General features: G+C 41.4%; 13 protein-coding genes. 4 read left to right on the top strand and 9 right to left on the bottom strand.

The window, feature by feature from the left end; translation table 11 throughout:
- Positions 1-330: 330 nt before the first annotated feature.
- The 7 genes from QPK24_RS08410 to QPK24_RS08380 all read right to left on the bottom strand — a co-directional run bounded on the left by QPK24_RS08410 (position 331) and on the right by QPK24_RS08380 (position 10456).
- Positions 331-1521 (bottom strand): ornithine--oxo-acid transaminase, encoded by a 1191-nt coding sequence (locus tag QPK24_RS08410; RefSeq protein ID WP_285747811.1) that lies wholly within the window; start codon positions 1519-1521, stop codon positions 331-333.
- A gap of 287 nt (positions 1522-1808) precedes the next feature.
- Positions 1809-2378, bottom strand: a complete 570-nt coding sequence (locus QPK24_RS08405) for a suppressor of fused domain protein (protein WP_285747809.1) — start codon at positions 2376-2378, stop codon at positions 1809-1811.
- Between the two features lie 215 nt (positions 2379-2593).
- Positions 2594-2827 carry a HEAT repeat domain-containing protein gene (locus QPK24_RS08400; RefSeq protein ID WP_285749192.1) on the bottom strand — a complete coding sequence of 78 codons (234 nt, stop codon included), beginning with the start codon at positions 2825-2827 and terminating at the stop codon, positions 2594-2596.
- 449 nt (positions 2828-3276) lie between these two features.
- The gene (locus QPK24_RS08395; RefSeq protein WP_285747807.1) at positions 3277-7029 is read right to left on the bottom strand and encodes an alpha-L-arabinofuranosidase C-terminal domain-containing protein; all 3753 of its coding nucleotides are present in this window, start codon (positions 7027-7029) and stop codon (positions 3277-3279) included.
- A gap of 242 nt (positions 7030-7271) precedes the next feature.
- Positions 7272-7469 (bottom strand): YwbE family protein, encoded by a 198-nt coding sequence (locus QPK24_RS08390; RefSeq protein WP_285747805.1) that lies wholly within the window; start codon positions 7467-7469, stop codon positions 7272-7274.
- A gap of 39 nt (positions 7470-7508) precedes the next feature.
- Complete coding sequence (locus QPK24_RS08385; protein ID WP_407083000.1) at positions 7509-8246, bottom strand: polysaccharide deacetylase family protein; 738 nt, start codon at positions 8244-8246, stop codon at positions 7509-7511.
- 203 nt (positions 8247-8449) lie between these two features.
- Positions 8450-10456 (bottom strand): Na+/H+ antiporter, encoded by a 2007-nt coding sequence (locus QPK24_RS08380; RefSeq protein ID WP_285747801.1) that lies wholly within the window; start codon positions 10454-10456, stop codon positions 8450-8452.
- 156 nt (positions 10457-10612) lie between these two features.
- Between QPK24_RS08380 and QPK24_RS08375 the strand changes: the two genes are divergently transcribed.
- Positions 10613-10912, top strand: a complete 300-nt coding sequence (locus QPK24_RS08375; protein WP_285749190.1) for a hypothetical protein — start codon at positions 10613-10615, stop codon at positions 10910-10912.
- 50 nt (positions 10913-10962) lie between these two features.
- Here QPK24_RS08375 and QPK24_RS08370 read toward each other — a convergent pair whose 3' ends face one another.
- Together QPK24_RS08370 and QPK24_RS08365 are read right to left on the bottom strand one after the other, a co-directional pair.
- Positions 10963-11421 carry a MarR family winged helix-turn-helix transcriptional regulator gene (locus QPK24_RS08370; protein ID WP_160033086.1) on the bottom strand — a complete coding sequence of 153 codons (459 nt, stop codon included), beginning with the start codon at positions 11419-11421 and terminating at the stop codon, positions 10963-10965.
- A gap of 356 nt (positions 11422-11777) precedes the next feature.
- Positions 11778-12794: a UDP-N-acetylmuramate dehydrogenase gene (locus tag QPK24_RS08365; protein WP_285747799.1), complete on the bottom strand. Its 1017-nt coding sequence runs from the start codon at positions 12792-12794 to the stop codon at positions 11778-11780.
- A gap of 229 nt (positions 12795-13023) precedes the next feature.
- On the opposite strand from QPK24_RS08365, the gene QPK24_RS08360 reads away from it, so the two are divergent.
- The 3 genes from QPK24_RS08360 (at position 13024) to QPK24_RS08350 (ending at position 16918) form a co-directional block, all read left to right on the top strand.
- Positions 13024-14847 (top strand): DEAD/DEAH box helicase, encoded by a 1824-nt coding sequence (locus QPK24_RS08360; protein ID WP_407082963.1) that lies wholly within the window; start codon positions 13024-13026, stop codon positions 14845-14847.
- Positions 14844-15803: a YqhG family protein gene (locus QPK24_RS08355; RefSeq protein WP_285747797.1), complete on the top strand. Its 960-nt coding sequence runs from the start codon at positions 14844-14846 to the stop codon at positions 15801-15803. The genes QPK24_RS08360 and QPK24_RS08355 overlap by 4 nt, the downstream gene beginning before the upstream one ends.
- Before the next feature lie 188 nt (positions 15804-15991).
- On the top strand, positions 15992-16918 hold the full coding sequence (locus tag QPK24_RS08350; protein ID WP_285747796.1) for a hypothetical protein: 927 nt from the start codon (positions 15992-15994) through the stop codon (positions 16916-16918).
- Positions 16919-16961 lie beyond the last annotated feature (43 nt).

Below are 16961 nucleotides of genomic sequence, written 5' to 3'. Positions count from 1 at the left end.
GTAAGCCACCCCAAATCTTAAATAGGTATTGTAAATAATGGCGAATGACTGAAATAATAATCGAAAAATGTCGGACGAACTAATTGTAAGCGTTTGATATGGAAAAAGTAAAACTTTTTCTGTTTCTCATGCAAAAAAAAAGGCAGACTCTCACGTCTACCCAAAAATATTACTAAAAAATTCATACTATATTCTGACATCATTCGAGAGCGAATAATCCCGTCTCCTCGACATTCACCGCACTTATCGATGACATACTTTTATGCATTTCGTTATATTGCGCAAGCGGGTAACAAAATGACGATTTCTGTTAGTTTACCATTGTCTGTATTACGTAAACACCTGCTCCAGTTGTGTGATTGCCCATTCCAGTTCTTGGTCAGAGATAATGAGCGGGGGAGCCAATCGAATCACATTTTCATGTGTTTCTTTGCACAGCAGACCTAGTTGCATTAACTTCTCGCAGTACGGCCGTGCTGAACCTTTGGTTTCGATGCCAATAAATAACCCGCGCCCGCGAATGGTTACAATATCTTGAGAATGGATGGCTTGTAACCTCTTCATCATTTTCTTGCCAAGGTCAAGAGAGCGATCTGCAAGCTTTTCATCTTCAATCACAGCTAGTGCAGCTATGGCGACACTGCTTGCCAGTGGATTTCCCCCAAAAGTTGAGCCGTGAGATCCTGGTTCAAATAGTCCGAGAATATCATCATTTGCAGCAACCGCAGATACGGGCAGCACCCCTCCCCCGAGTGCTTTTCCCATAATGTATATATCCGGAACTACCTTCTCCCAATCACATGCAAACCGCTTACCTGTTCTGCCGAATCCAGTCTGTATTTCATCGGCTAAGAGCAGCACCTTCTCTTGATCACAAATCTCTCTTGCTTCCCGCAGGTAACCTTCCCTTGGTATGACAATTCCAGCCTCACCCTGAATAGGCTCTACTAAAAAAGCTGCCGTATTCCGTGTGATTGCAGCCTTTAATGCATCAATATCCCCATAAGGAATAATGACGAACCCCGGAGTAAAAGGTCCAAACTCTCTTTTATAATCCGGTTCTGATGAGAAAGATGTAATGGTTGTTGTTCTTCCATGAAAATTCCCTTCGCAGACGATGATTTCTGCTTGATCAGGAACCACTCCCTTAACACGGTAAGCCCAGCGCCTTGCCGCTTTCACCGCAGTCTCCACTGCTTCTGCACCTGTATTCATGGGGAGCATTTTATTTTTCCCTGTCAGCTTCGTAAGGACTTCCATTAGTTCAGCAAGAGGCGCATTATAAAAAGCCCTTGAAGTAAGCGTTACCTCGTCTGCCTGTCGTTTGAGCGCTTCAATAATACGAGGATGACGATGTCCTTGATTCAAAGCAGAGTACCCGCTGAGCATATCCATATAACGCCGACCCTCTTGGTCCTCAACCCACACCCCCTCCGCCTTATGAATTACAATCGGAAGTGGATGATAATTATGGGCACCAAGCCTTTCGGTCTGTGACATGATATCTGCTGAAGTTTTCATCTATTTCGCCTCCCTTGTGCTGTTACAATCGGGGTTCTCTATTTAATGTATGCTTTTTAGCCTTATCATGGTGTGTTTGTTGATTGTTTGGTCCCTTTTTCTTTGACATAGAAGGGCTGTCCGGGTGTAGTGTGCTTATTCTATTCCTTCTCAATTCGAGCGGGAACAACGCACAATAAAGAAAAGACCTCCTGAATAGGAAGTCTTCTAGTATGTAAATTTAAATTGAGTAGTAAGTGTAATCGTTATATTTAAATGTCACTGTTGCGAATCAAGATTGATCATACTTATCGAATAATACTTTGACGTTTAAAATCAACTAAGTCAGGATCAAGATCCACTAGTCTATTTTCAAATTCATCCCACCCATTTTCCTTAATAAATTTTGCTTCATTGAATGTAATTGGAAATAACCATGTTTGAATGATTGGTAAATCACCATCTACTTCAAAAATCTGAAAAGTTTCAGGGAAATAAACAGGGATTGATGAATATAACGCTTCTAAGCAAAAATCTTGAAACATCTTTCCATATGGACCTATTACATCTCCCCTTAAATAAGCAACTTTATTATTTATTGCTTGTAATCCTACTTGTTGTAGAATCCCAGGAATATTCTTATCTCCAAAATTAGAGTACGTAACCAATATTAACTCCTGTCTAATTTCTTTTTTTGAAGTGGGGGAAATCAATTTCTGTTTGCTTAAACCTAAAGTTGAATAAGTTACAGTTCCAGAAAACGGTCCCCTTTTATACTTTACAATGTGGAAAGGGAGTATATTGTCTTCAGCGTCTTTGTTCCATCCATACTCAATTTCACCTAGATGGCTTTCTAAAAAATTGATATAACTATTCATTTACTTTTATCCCCTCCTATTTTCCCACTTATATTACCACCAGAACCAAAGTAAACAGGCGAAATCCCGTATTATGTATTTTTTCTTCTCTGTTCATTTACCTCATTTATCAGTTTTTCCCTTCTTTTTATTCTAATATCAGGCTTTATAAGCGTACCGTTATAAAAAACAAAAAACTTGAAAGGCATGTAGCCAACCAAGGTCCTTGTTTCAAGCTATATTTCTAAATTGCTCATAATTTCTTCTATAAGCTCAATCACTTCAGTCTCTTCTTCTTGCTTTTGTGCATTTTTTATTACATCTAAAACCCTCATATCATTAATTTCAGCTAATGCTACAATTACCGCATACCTTAGATCAGACGCCTTGTCTGTTAGTAACTGTGCAAGTGGCTCAATTAGTTTTTGGTCAGGAAATGAAGAAGCTATTTGCGAACTCCAATACCTTATACCATACTTTTCACTATGTAACCCTTTGATTAAATGAGGTATTACTTGTTCCGAAGAATACTTTAATAGGACATCCTCAATATGAATTTATAAATAATGGGATACAAATGGGATTCGGATTCTCTAAAAAATATTTTCGAACTTCGTTATATTTTTCGAGTATGTCAGACTTCGTTTCCAATACCCTATCATCAGGGAGAGACTGATATTGCTTTAAAAAATCTACTGCCTCCATTAAATTCATATGATTTATCGAAACCTCCTGTCTTATTTGTTTGGAAGTAGTAGATTTCTTTGAAGGGGTCAAAATATCCTTTCAGCCACCCCTGATTATTAATTTGAGGGGCAAAAAGTAAATCTACCTATGTCTTATTTATATAAAAATCCCCCATCCTAGCAGAAGCGACATCGCGCCCTATCGGATGGAGGATTTACAGATAAAACCTAGTCTAGATCGACATCACCAGCAAGCTTACAGAATTCGCAGGAAGCTGAAGTATAACGCTATCTCCTTGCAACTCTATCTTTTGCTGTTTCGGTGTAATTTTTTCATCGTTTTTCTTATTTACATTCGGAACATGAAGCACACTTTCTTCTCCGTTTAGCGTTACCAGTGTTGCATTTGGCTGAACGGTTAGATTTTGCAAGTTAATCCGTGTCGCCTTATCGACACCATCTGCATTTACCAATTTCACATATACATTCTGTGCATCTCTCGTAACCGAATGGAATACCTCCCGATTATATGCTTCGAGCTTGTAATCCAGCGTTTTACTAGTGAACTCTCCGTCTGTATAAGAGCAGATTAGATTTTTTCCATTCTCTCCGCCGTAATTCACGGTAATTACATAGTCCTTCTCATTATCCAGTGGTTCATAATTTGCCGCTCTGAGGTTCCCGGCTGCTGTACTCGACGAATAATCACCTAGTGTATACCCTTCGATTCCTTGTTTATACACTTTCACTCCTGTGGCTTCTCCGCCGTAATTAATCGCATACTCGATGACATCTTTTTTCTCAGGCGAGATATCCGTCAGTCCTACACCAATATAGAATCCATCCTCACCCTTCATCCGGCTTGCTTCTACCTGCACCTTGTAGTTGGTCCACTCATCATTCATCAGGTACAACCCGTTCAGGCCGCTCTTCTGCGCCTTCAGAAGCAATCCTTTGCCAGGCATCGATGTATAGCCTTCCGATCCAGGAATGAGACTCCATGCTTCACTTGGTCCCTCTTGTTCCCGGAAATCTTCCTCAAAAAGAACACGGCCATCCTTGTTCGAAATAACAACCACTTTCTTCACAAGAATATCGGCATTGCCAGTAGCAATTTCGATTCCGCCATGCGGAATGAGTTCTACCGGCTTACCTTTGCTGTAGGTACCAAACGATGTGCGAAGCACCTCTTCACCTACACTCTTAGCAAACATCTGCTGAACATAATAATTCGGTGTAAACCACACCGTCTCATCATCAAACCAGATGCAGTCCGGGGTCCAGCGGTACGTACCGTCTGTCAGCACCTTATTAAACAGCGGCGCATAGGCTGCCATGCGGACAACGTCTGCATTGTTTTCAAAACTGGTCATAATCGCAGCTTCAGCGATCGCCCCTGCCAGTGTATTTTTATCCGTGGATGCATATTCCCCGACAAATACCTTAGATGTCTTTTTAAAGTCTACACTTCCATCCGCGTTGTAGGCACGGTCATAGTAGTTGTAACGATCCGCATTGTTCAAGAGATATTCATTCGATCTATAGTAGTGCTCATCTGCAATGGTATCCATGTAGTCCTTCTGATTCTCATACCAGGTTACCGTCTCCTCAATTACCTCTTTACCATCTGCAAAAGCCACCTGTGCTGAGCCGGTAAGGTTCCCGCTAAGGAATTTCCATCCTTGCTGGTATGCATCATCATCGGCCTGTGCACCAACCGTAGAGATAATATGAAGTTCATGATCTGGATAGTTCTGTTTCATATATTCATCAATTGAGGCTTTAAACACTTCAAAGTTGGCGAAAAATTCATTTCCCCAGTTCTCATTTCCCACTCCAAGGTAGCGAAGATCAAAAGGCTCTGGATGTCCCATACTGCTGCGTACTTGTGCCCACTCGTTATGCTCCGTATCGGTACTTAGCGCAAAGTCGATTAAATCTGTAAAGTTCTTAATATAGTACTCCCTTAAAGCTCCGCCTGCCGGATGCGCATAATCAGAACGTGCCTGACACAGAACACCGCATGCCATAACCGGAACCGGAAGAGCATTCAAATCCTCAGCCAATTGGAAGTATTCCATATAGCCAAGCCCCATCGTCATCATATAACCCCAGACATTATAGTTCTCTTTTCTCAGCTCAACTGGGCCTACGGAGTCCTTCCAGTCATAGACATTCTCCCATATAAAAGACCCTTCGGAGATACAGCCGCCAGGAAAACGTAAAAATGTAGGATGCAGGTCAGCTAGTGCTTGAATTAGATCTTTTCTCAATCGGTAATTTGGATTTCCTGTATAGTTCGCGTGTGCTGAAGCGGATATCCCTTGCTCCTCTGGATCTGCTCCCCACACATCTTGCGGCGTAAGTGACACCATATCAATGGAAATATCACCTTCAAAGGTAAGAACCAGCTGACCAAGAGCCGTTCCCGTACCTGTAAGAACAATGCTTTCTTGATCCTGCACACCGTATTTTCTCCATGTGCCCCCGCCTTCTACTTGCAGTGTGAACGGTTCACTGATCGGCTTATGATCCGCATCTTGCAATTGAACGGTTATATTACCAGGAGCATCTGCTTTTGCCCAAATGGTGAAGTTGTAGTTTTCTCCCTGCTTAATCGACATCGCACAATGGTGATTAGAATCCGAAAATCCACGATTGCGAATCGTTGCTCCATTTTGAACTGTTACATAATAAGCGTTCACTTCTGGATCACTGGCTCCAAAGTGTTCATTTAATCCGCCTTTATTTTGCGGGTTCATCAGATGGGTGTCTCCGGACCACGCAAACAAAGGATCACGATTTCGGCCTGTAGAACAACCGCATTCCCCTGATTCTGGTGAATACGTATCGAAGGCAAAAGATTCAAACGAACGATTCTGTACCAGCTCAGCGTAAATTCCGCCATCTGCTGCGTTATTGATATCCTCATAAAAGAGTCCATACATCACTTCACTGATATCTGCGACTTTTTGATCTCCGTGAATCGTTACTGTATAGGGCGGAAGATGCCCCGGTACGACCGAAATCTCAAAATGTTTGCTCAGCGTACTTTCTCCTTTACTTAATACCGCGCGGAGTGTGATTTCCTCAGCAGATGTAATGGACTGAACTTTACCTGTATGAGATAGAGATTCGGGATTACTTGAGTTCCAGCTGACTTGTACTTTACCGCCTAGTAAACTAGCAGGGAGTGTTATGTCTTTTGTAACAATCTTCGTTGGAAAAGATAAATATTTATCTCCGGCAAGTTTTACAATCTCTTCATCCGTCAATGATTCGCACATAACTTCAATCACTTCATCGATCGTCAGACCATCCCGATAAATCCGAAAATCAGATAGTGAACCCGTAAAGTCCACATCGGCTGCATACTGAGAACGTCCAATATAATTTTGGCTGTAATTCGAAGATTCGGTAAACGTATCAAACCAGCTGCGCAGCTTAGCATACGTTCCACTGGAAGTTTGACTGATGGAACCATCTGCGACTTTTTCTCCGTTCACATAGACAACCGGACCAGCACTGCTCAGTTTACCACCCTCTGTACCTGTCACCGAGAATGCAATATGCATCCATTCACCGGCAGTAAATCCCCGGCCTGGGTCTACGACTAGATCATCTCCAGCATATAGAGTCCCTCTTAGCTGACGCGTCAAAAAGGCATAAGGCCCTTGTTCACCTTTACCAAAGTCAAAAATTCGTTCCCAAACGTTCGAACCTTTACCAAGATTAACCCATGCTGTCACGGTCAGACCCGTGTTATCGCTTACATCTGCTAGTAAATTAGATGGAAGCTGTATATAAGAAGTTCCATTTGCTCCACCTGGAAATTGAGCTGCGGATCTGCCGGCGATCCGTGTAATTTCAGGTTTCAACGTGCCCATTGCTTTGCCATCATGTCCATTTCCTGAGCTGTCTTCCCCAACATGTGCTGAATTATCGAACTTATAGTGTGCAATGAGTTTTTCATTAAAATTGCTCATTCTTCTGCCTCCTATGTAAATAAACGTTTGGTTTGAACAAATGTAAATCGATTTATAAATATATAAATGAGTCACTTACAGGTTATAGTACTCATTTTCTAATAAATTTTCAACAAAAAAGTAAAAAGAATCAAACTTCTGAAAGAACTGGTGAGGAAAATTGGTTCATTAAAACAAAAAAAGGACTCCTGCGCATCCGGAGTCCTTTTCATCATTTTGATTATAATACTGCAACTTTATATTTACTTTTGTATAATATGCTTTACTCTGCCTACCTGACCGTTTTCAAGACGAACCTTGATGCCATGCGGATGTGACGGAGAATTGGTTAAAATATCTTTGACCATTCCCCTCGTTAATTTCCCTGTTCTTTGATCCTGTTTAAGTACAATATCAACTTCAATTCCTGCGCGGATATCGGATCTGCTGTTTCCATTCATCCCTTTATTTCTCCCCTTCTCTTCTAGTCATCCCATGATTTAAGGTAATTCCATGACTTCCTTTTCCTTCGTCTTCAGCAGCTGTGATACTGTCACAAACTGATACCCTTGCTTTTTTAGTTCGGGTAATATTCGCTCTAGTGCTTTTATCGTCTGACTTTGCCCATGTACATTATCATGAAAAAGAACGATATCTCCATTACGGGCATTACGAAGTACTTTATTAATAATACGCTGTTTTCCTGGTCTGCTCCAGTCCCCTGTATCCTGATGCCAAGACCACAGCACAATTGTATATCCCCTTTTTTTAGCACTGTCTAGCACAATGTCGTTATATACACCGCCCGGCGGGCGAAAAAGGGTTGGTTTGGGTCCACCCGCTTCCTCAATTAAACGATCTGTGTCTTCCAGTTCTTTTAAATAATCTTCTTTATTCTTGATTTTATCTGCAAAGGTATGAAAATAGGTGTGATTTCCCACTTCATGACCTTCTTCAATCTCCTTGCGAATAAGATGCGCTTTCTTTTTTGATTGCTGGCCCACTACAAAAAAGGTAGCTTTCGCGTCATATTTTTTAAGCAGATCTAAAATTTGTACCGTTTCCAGCTCATCTGGTCCGTCATCAAAGGTAAGAGCAATCTGTTTTTTAGAAATTGGAGCTTCCCATACAATATCGCCTCTTTTTTCATAATACGTTCTGTCCTTTAATATGGGCTGACTAGCTTTTGCCTCGGAGGCGATCATCGAACATACAAGTATAGCGGATGCTAGTGCCATGCACCATTTTCTTATTGTCATATCATCCTCACCTTACATTTGTCTTGTGTACATAACTGCTCCGTAGTATCCCACAAGCGCTCAGGAAATATATAATTTTCTGTTTTGTAAAAAAATACATCGAAGCATGAGTTTCAACTCAAAAAAGAGTTATCCCATCACCAGTGCGGCAACAGGATAACTCTTTTAATTAAACGATTTCTTTATTCTTCACTAAGAAGATTAGATTCTAAACTATTTATATAATGGCGTAAAGAAGCAGCTGTATTCCGCTGGATACCGCCGGTTTCAAACAACTCTTGAACGGCATTCCTTTGTTCCTGAATCGCTTTAATTTGCAGCTCCAATTTCTTCTCATTAAATGCATTATCATCAAGTTCGGTAGCACCTGCACGAAGCATGAATAAAATCCGTTCATAATGAGAAATAATCGTCAGTGATGCAGCTCTGTTTTCATCGTTCATTTGATTACGGATCGCTGTAATTGCACTTTCACAGGTTTGAATACGAAGGTTCCGAGATGCATTGACTCTTTCTCTCATTGGATTGCTTGGATCCAGCTGTTTCTTCATAAAGACTCTTCCGATCGTTCGCCCAATACTGCGTAAAGAAGACCAAATCTGCGATTTCATTCGGCTGGACATGACAATTTCACGTCGATCCAGAACCTTTAAATAGAATATCCCCAGTTCTTCATTGACTTCTCCTGTTTTCAGGAGATGCTCAATTTCTTTTCGCTCCGCATGAATGGCTTTCATACGAATGGACATTTCTTGTTTTTGGTAATGGCTTCCCCATTTTTTCTTATCGTCCTGAGCTGAATAGCGGTTCAAGTATTTGTTGAGGTCCGCGATCACGGACAACACGGCCGCTTTATTGTCATCATTCATCTCGTCTTTAACCACTTGGATGGAACGATTAAATATTTTGGTTAATGCACGAATTTGGGCGACATCTGCGCCGGTCTTCTCTTCTTTATCTGCGATAAGCGGAAGTGTGACACTCGCTGTAATCAAGGTAAGCAGAATCACCCCGGCAGATATAAAGAGGATGAGATCTCGTTCAGGAAACGGGGATCCATCCATCAGCACAAAAGGAATGGAAAAGGCACCGGCTAACGTTACAGCTCCGCGTACACCAGATAAGGTTGTTAATATGATATGTTTCAAAAGCGGTTTTTCCTGCTTATTCATTTTCCATGCTGTCGTCTCAAATGCATAAATCCATAGAAAACGCAGAACAAACAGCATCAGCGTAATGATGAAAATATAGGTCATAATCTGTACATGATTGAATGCGTCATTATCCCAAATCTTACTGATTACATTCGGGAGCTGTAAACCGAGAATAACAAAGACAAGTCCATTTAGTATATATACTATTACAGACCAAGTGCTTTCTGCCACAATTTGCAATTTGGGCTGAATCGTATCCGCTCGGTCCCGGTCAATCGCATGGATAATTCCGCCTGCAACCACCGCTAAAATTCCTGACAAACCAAGTTCCTCAGCTACGAGGTAAATAATAAACGGCGTAATAATTTGAATCAGCATATGAACGGTTACGTCTTCCATGCCGAGTCTTCGAAGCAGCACTCCGATTTTACGAATGAGAAAAGACATCACTGCCCCAAGGAGCAGTCCGCCGGCCGCAATAATTACAAAACTAATAGAGGCATCTGCTAAAGAAAATACACCTGTTACCGTTGCAGCAAGCGCAAATTTAAAAGCAACAAGACCAGAAGCATCGTTCATAAGCGCTTCACCTTCAAGCGTCCGAAGTATACTCTTTGGCAGATGAACACGCTCAGCCATGGCTCCTACGGCTACAGCATCCGTTGGAGATAATATGGCCGCAAGCGCAAACGCTGCGGGAAGCGGTATGCTTGGAATCAGCATATGAATACCATAACCTGCAACAAGTACGGTGAGAAAGACAAGTCCTAGTGCAAGCAGCAAAATTGGAGTACGAAGACTCCACAGTTCATCTCGCGGTGTTTTACGTCCATCGTTATAGAGCAGCGGAGCGATAAACAGCACAAAAAATAGTTCTGGATTTAAATCGAGATGGATCCCGAAAGGAACAACTTCAAAGACTACTCCAAGCGCAATTTGAATAAGCGGCACCGGAATAAAGGGAACAAACCGATTAATTACGTTGGATAAGCCGATAATTATGAGCATAATAAGTATGGTTATAAAAAGCTCCATATCTCTTCATCAATTCCTCTCTTGCTTCTTTCCTATGGGCTTTATATTCTGATGAATACAGCATGGTTTTTCCATATCCTGTTCGCTTCTATCTCATTTATGAGGTAAAATATGAGAATAGATCGTCTAAACGTAATGAAGCAAAGGATGAATAACATGGCTTTTGGCATTACACGAAGTGAACTCAGTGAGTGGAAAGAAAAAGTGAGAGAAGGTCAAATTGCTTATCTGACTCATTACTGGATTGACCCCCGCTTTCCTGGTATAACCAGCGTTACAAAGGTAGGTTGCTCTGATCTCAAGCGATTACAGCGCTGGTGCAAAGAGCATGAACTTAATCCCAAATATATTCATCACCGAGAACCATTCCCGCACTTTGATCTTCTGGGGTCAAGGCAAAAAGAAATTCTATTACAAGAAAAGCGATATGACCATATTCAAAGATTCAAATTATAAAAAAAGACCAAACTCAAGGGCAGCCCTAGGCTTCAAGAGTCTGGTTCTTTTTATGTAAGAGCAGCAAGGATTCGTTCTTCGATTCTTTTAACGATATCCAGAAAAGGTACTCTTTCCTCTTTTGATAGAAGCCCTAGAATCTCTTTATTCATACGTTCTCGATTTTCACGCAGCTTATCTGCAACGTGCTGCCCTTCCTCCGTTAGGTATAACCACACGATTCGTCTGTCTTCCTCACTTCGAGCCCGGATAATGTATCCTTCTGCTTCCAATTGGTTAAGTATGACCGTGGTTGCCCCCGAAGTAAGCTGGAGCCGCTTTACAATATCAACTGCCATGAGACGTTCACGAGATAACATGTATATGATTCGTATCTTTGTGGGGTTTAACTTGTGATTAAGTTCTTTTTGCTGTTCTGCATATATTTTGTGTTTAAACCGAATAAACGCCATTAAAAACTGGTCAAACATTTCTAGTTCTTCTGCCTGCAGCTCATTGTTATTTACCACCCGAATTTCTCACCTTTCTGAAAATAGAAAATAGATCATTCAAGCACAGTCTATACTCTCAGATATAGAAATTCTTATCATCACATTCAGCACCTAAACGAACAAAATCAGCTTTTTTTGCCCGAAAATAGCGATTTATTATGTTAACTTTATCATAAACTTATGAACCATAACAAGTTTTGTGAACTGCTAGCTTGCCTTTACGAACCAAAGAAAAGGAAAGAAAATATCAAAAAACCAGGTTAAGATTCCTAATATAAACTGTACCCTATTGTTAGTTGTATCTAACAATAGGTTGCAATTCAACAAAAGGAACAGACCTGGTTTTTTAATTATCATGGACTAACGATATAATCTCATTTCTTTTCTACAATAATAAGTTCTTCTTCTGGGATAAAATCAAAGGCTTCATTCACTGATTTTTTCACTTGTTCAACCAAATGTACGATATCTTCTGCTTTTGCATTCCCTTGATTTACAATCATATTTCCATGCCACGATGAAATAGATGCACCCCCGTGCACCGTCCCTCTCATGTTCAGCCGATCGACCACTTTACCCATCGGTTCACCAAAATCATAGTTGTTTTTGAAAACAGATCCGCAAGAAGGATAATCAAAATGGAACTTACTTCCCCGGTCTTGAATTACGCTTTTGAACGATTCAGGAACCTCTGCTCCATGATCCTGTGCCCAAGTCTCGGCCATGGCCGTGTAATATTTATAGAAATTAGGCAAGACAGAAGGGTTTTGATATTCTACGATTTGCTCGAGTCTTTCCACTTCACGTATACCCTTCTCAAGCGCGTTAAAGTCAGGATGGTGTAAGTATGCACCCACAATAATCCAATCATTGTTCATAAAGATCGAATTTTTGTAACTATACCCGCATCCATCTACATGAATGCTCTGTACTTTGAATTCCGGGTCTTTCAAATCAATATAAAAGGCCGTATCAAGAATGTCACAAATCTGTCTGTTATAATATTTCGCGTTCATATAGATTCCTGCGCCAACCGTACCCGGAAGCAGGAAGCAAAAGTCAAAGTCAGCTGTTCCTGAAGCCAGACCAATAAGCGATAGATGCGACATTGGCATACCGGCAGAAACAAACCAGCCCTTCTCATCAATATGAGTTTCTTTCAGTCCTTTAAGACTGATAAAGATCATATCTTCTTTAGGCTCATCCGGAAATAGGATGTTCGATCCCATGCCAAACCAAAATGGTTTTAATTCTTTTTCTTTTGCAAATTCTAGTACAGAAGTTAATTCCTCTATTGTGGCAGGCGCAGCTAGGTATTTAGCTTTGCCTCCGATCTCATAAGTAGAATAAGCTGATAAATCTGCATTACTTTGTATGAATTGTTTATTCACCTGTGTCCCTCCTACTGCTGTACAAAACAAAATCGCTTCATGATGTCTAACCATTATATACAATTATATTGTATGTAGCCATTATGTATACGCGCCTATGGTAAGTCAAATTAATTTCATGATCTTTATTCTATCGCTTCTATCGTTAAATACAGGCTCAGTTATGAATCTCTTCGCTTTCGTCCATACTATGAAGACTTATGAGACGACAGGGGAGGCAATAACACCAGTGAATAGAAAAATAATACCCGACCGCGCAACCTTTCAGCCGGAACCACTGCCCGTTCCAATTCACTTTGATCAAACTTGGCTTGATGAACTTACAAATAGACTAGACAAAGGCGGACCATGGGGCGACTATCGTCTTTTTCAGCTTGCCGTGGAGGCTGAAGAAAGAGGACTCATACCAAGTTTTGATGATATGCAGTGCTTAAAACATATCCCTGAGCTTACACCGCTGCCGCATCAGATTGACACTGCTCGCAGAGTGCTCTTTGAAATGTCAGGGCGTGCGATTCTTGCAGATGAAGTAGGTCTTGGGAAAACGATTGAAGCGGGCCTTATTTTAAAAGAATATTTAATTCGCGGTCTTGTCTCTAAAGTCCTTATTCTTGTCCCTGCATCACTTGTACTGCAATGGGTTAGAGAACTCAATTCTAAATTTGGCATACCGGCGGTCGCACAGAAAAAAGCATACTCCTGGCAAAATGATATTGTTGTCGCTTCCATGGATACAGCCAAGCGCGACCCCCATCAGGAAATACTCATGAGTACGGACTACGATATGATTATTGTCGATGAAGCTCATAAATTAAAAAACAAAAAAACTTCTAATTATCAATTTATGCTGAAACTTCGTAAAAAGTATTGTCTATTGTTAACCGCAACGCCGGTCCAAAATGATTTAAGCGAGTTATTCAATCTCATTACTCTTTTAAAACCAGGACAGCTAGGACGTCAAGGCGACTTTGCCGCCAATTTCGTCGTTGATAAACGAATGGCGAAAAATGAGGATCAGCTGAAGGATGAGCTGGCTAAAGTCATGATCCGTAATCGAAGAGGCGAAGGTCCTGTTCAATTTACGAAACGTAAAGTTACGAATATTAATCTCACCCTCTCACCGGAAGAGCAAGCTCTTTATGATGGAGTTACCGCTTTTGTAAAAGATCAGTTTCACTCGGCGGGAGGGAATATGACCAGTATGTTCTCGATGGTAACTTTACAACGAGAAGTATGCAGCAGTCGTGATGCTGTATTCGTTACTCTTGTAAATCTATCTAAGAAACTGGCCCCAGACTCCCCGTGGCGTGACCGTATTTGGGATCTTGTGGCCAATATTAAGGCGATCAAAGCGAACACGAAAGCAGAGAAAACGATGGAGCTTATTCGTGAAATGAATGAGAAAGTGATTGTTTTCACGGAATACCGAGCTACTCAGGAGTATTTGCTTAACTATTTCCGCGACCGCGGTCTAACAGCGGTACCTTACCGGGGTGGTATGAACCGGGGTAAAAAAGACTGGATGATGGATCTATTTCGCGGAAGGGTTCAAGTTATGATCGCTACAGAAGCCGGCGGTGAGGGAATTAATCTGCAGTTTTGTCATAACATGATTAACTTTGATCTGCCTTGGAATCCGATGCGAGTTGAACAGCGGATTGGTCGTGTCCACCGGCTTGGTCAGCAAAATGACGTAAATATCTATAATTTAGCAACGCGCGGCACCATTGAAGAGCATATCTTGCACCTCTTACATGAAAAAATTAATATGTTCGAGATGGTCATTGGCGGACTTGACGTCATCCTTGAACGTCTTGAGAAACAAGAATCCATTGAGAAAAGTCTCACGAAAATCATACTTGAATCTTCAAGTGAAGACGAAATCAATGAAAAAATGAATGCCCTGTCTCATAACATTCATTCACTCAAAGAAGAGGTCAAACAGCATCCTAACGCCTCTTTTGTTAAAGATGCCGTAGGCAGCGTTCTGGATCCTATGAAGCAGCAAGCTCGTTCTTCCGCTAAAAGCCGCAAAAGGGGGAGCTCTTTATGACGATGTCTAAAGACGAGGTACAATCTTATGTTATGACATATCTTGAAGCAATGGATTGCCAAGTGATTGAGAAGTCTCCAGCTCATGTAACTGTTAAGTTATCAGTAGAAGCAGATAAAGCACTCACCAATCGTCCTTATTACTGGGGATTTGTAGACCGGACAGGCACGCCTGCGGAGACGATGTCTTTTACGTTTATTTTTGACCAAGAAGCACATGAAAAGGCTGAGCAAATACAGAAACAGCAAGCCAGTTTAGAGTCAGCTGCGGAACTTGGTACAACTGGAACCAATCAGGACACAGTACTGGGACGCTACTTTGGAAACGTTCCTTCCCTCCCTGTTCTTGGCCCGGGGCGAGTACTTCGTGAACAGATCGTCTATGGCTGCCCGCGACTTAAGCAAATTTTCACGGCTTCTCGTGAAGGTGGAGCTTACGTTAACTTGTTTGAGCTCCCTTCTAAGAGGCAGGCCAGCGGTTCCATTCCAAAAGCCTACGAACCATGGCTTAGTGTCTGCTTTAAAGTAGAATTATCTTGCGATCTTAAACGAGAGGAACTTCACTTTCTAGGCATTTCACTGTTGACGGGCAGAATTGCAGAAGACTTTGGCCTCGTACTGGATAAAAGAGAACTCAGTCCAAGGCTCCCCGATAATATGCATGTTCAGGGAGGACGAATTCCGCTTAAGCAAGCAGCTGAGTCACTGGAAAAACATATCCAGGGTAAACTTCGGTTACTTGATTACAGCTGGGCAGATGCTGCAAAGAACCGCTTAGAAGAAGAACTAGCTGTCCTGGATACTTATTATGAAGATTTACTCAAAGAACAACCGGATGAAGAGCAAAAACTCCCTATTCAGGAACAATATAACCGCAGGCGCAGCGAAATGAAATGGCAATATGAACCTAAAATTAACGTAAGTACAATTAGCTGTGGAATTATGCATCTAAGGTAAAGAGTGAAAGCTGTTTCCTCAATCTTCGGCACAGGAAAAGGAAACATCACTTTTTTCGTCAAAACTAGTGCGTGTCTTTCTTAAAGTCCACTCCAGTAAACAGCACCTTTCTCGTTCTTTCCTCGGTAAAATGTAGATAAGAACAGCAGGTGCCGTTTTATGCTTGCAGAAAAGAAGGTGTCCTATCCTTGAAACGAACAAAATATATGCTGAGCTTGTTGTGTGCCGTATTGTTTTCTTTCGCTGGCCATACTCCATCCTACGCTGGTCAAAGCTCTATTTCTCATCATAATACCGCTCCTGCCTCCGTCTTTCAGGTTGCAGAGCATACCATAAAAGAGCTTTCGCAAACGAGCGAATTTGCTGACTTTATTAACTCCCGTCTTCAGATTATGCCGCTTGGTCCCGGAACGCACAGTTTTCTTGTGCATGTTTATCAAGGAAAAGAGATCGTGGGTTACCTCATCATTACAGCAGAACAATCATCTATCGAAGAAACGAAGGCTTCAGAGATCAAATATCTAGTTACTGAATATGGGGTAGGAACTTCCTCCGTTTTCGATCCTGAATTGTTATATTCACTAGGAAATCTTTCTCGTCAAGAACAGAGTCCGGTACATTCAAGTCGTTATGAAATGGAGTATACAGGGGGATTACCCTATTGGGTGATCGAAAAAGAAGCGAAAACGATCTATGTAGATGCCAGTAATGGCGATGTGCTTCCTGATAACCCGGAAAGGCTCGCTAAGCCGCTTATTGTAGATGACCGATCCGATTCAATTGGGACAAGCCATACCATTCAAACGATACAACTGACCTCTCCCCTGTTTGATTCTTCGGAAAATTTGAAGTGGCGAGTTTCAAATTCGTTACCTATTACATCTGACCTTATGCTTCTAAAAGAGTTAGATACGTCAAAACAGCTCATCTTTCGTTCTTCTGATTTCAATATGTGGTTTAGCGGTCCACTTTCCATCTCAGGATATACAACATGGACCAGCCCTGGTACAACGAACGTCTCATACGTTCGTATTGGCACAGATCCATCCCTAGTTAGGTATATTCCCGTGAACAAACTGATTGGAAATGGAGAATTTTACGAGAACATAAAATAAGCCCTATCCCTTTATGTAATGGAATAAGGCTTTTGAACTCAAG

It is taken from the genome of Paenibacillus polygoni, from assembly GCF_030263935.1.
In the GTDB taxonomy this organism is placed as follows: domain Bacteria; phylum Bacillota; class Bacilli; order Paenibacillales; family Paenibacillaceae; genus Paenibacillus; species Paenibacillus polygoni.
Note: the sequence above shows the minus strand (reverse complement) of the source record. Positions and strands in the feature narration are given on the sequence as shown.

What these genes read in the sequence shown, in the direction of transcription:
- QPK24_RS08385 (WP_407083000.1), bottom strand. Translation starts at nt 8,246, where the DNA reads ATGGCACTAGCATCCGCTATACTTGTATGTTCGATGATCGCCTCCGAG.
- QPK24_RS08410 (WP_285747811.1), bottom strand. Translation starts at nt 1,521, where the DNA reads ATGAAAACTTCAGCAGATATCATGTCACAGACCGAAAGGCTTGGTGCC.
- QPK24_RS08355 (WP_285747797.1), top strand. Translation starts at nt 14,844, where the DNA reads ATGACGATGTCTAAAGACGAGGTACAATCTTATGTTATGACATATCTT.
- QPK24_RS08395 (WP_285747807.1), bottom strand. Translation starts at nt 7,029, where the DNA reads ATGAGCAATTTTAATGAAAAACTCATTGCACACTATAAGTTCGATAAT.
- QPK24_RS08390 (WP_285747805.1), bottom strand. Translation starts at nt 7,469, where the DNA reads ATGAATGGAAACAGCAGATCCGATATCCGCGCAGGAATTGAAGTTGAT.
- QPK24_RS08380 (WP_285747801.1), bottom strand. Translation starts at nt 10,456, where the DNA reads ATGGAGCTTTTTATAACCATACTTATTATGCTCATAATTATCGGCTTA.
- QPK24_RS08375 (WP_285749190.1), top strand. Translation starts at nt 10,613, where the DNA reads ATGGCTTTTGGCATTACACGAAGTGAACTCAGTGAGTGGAAAGAAAAA.
- QPK24_RS08405 (WP_285747809.1), bottom strand. Translation starts at nt 2,378, where the DNA reads ATGAATAGTTATATCAATTTTTTAGAAAGCCATCTAGGTGAAATTGAG.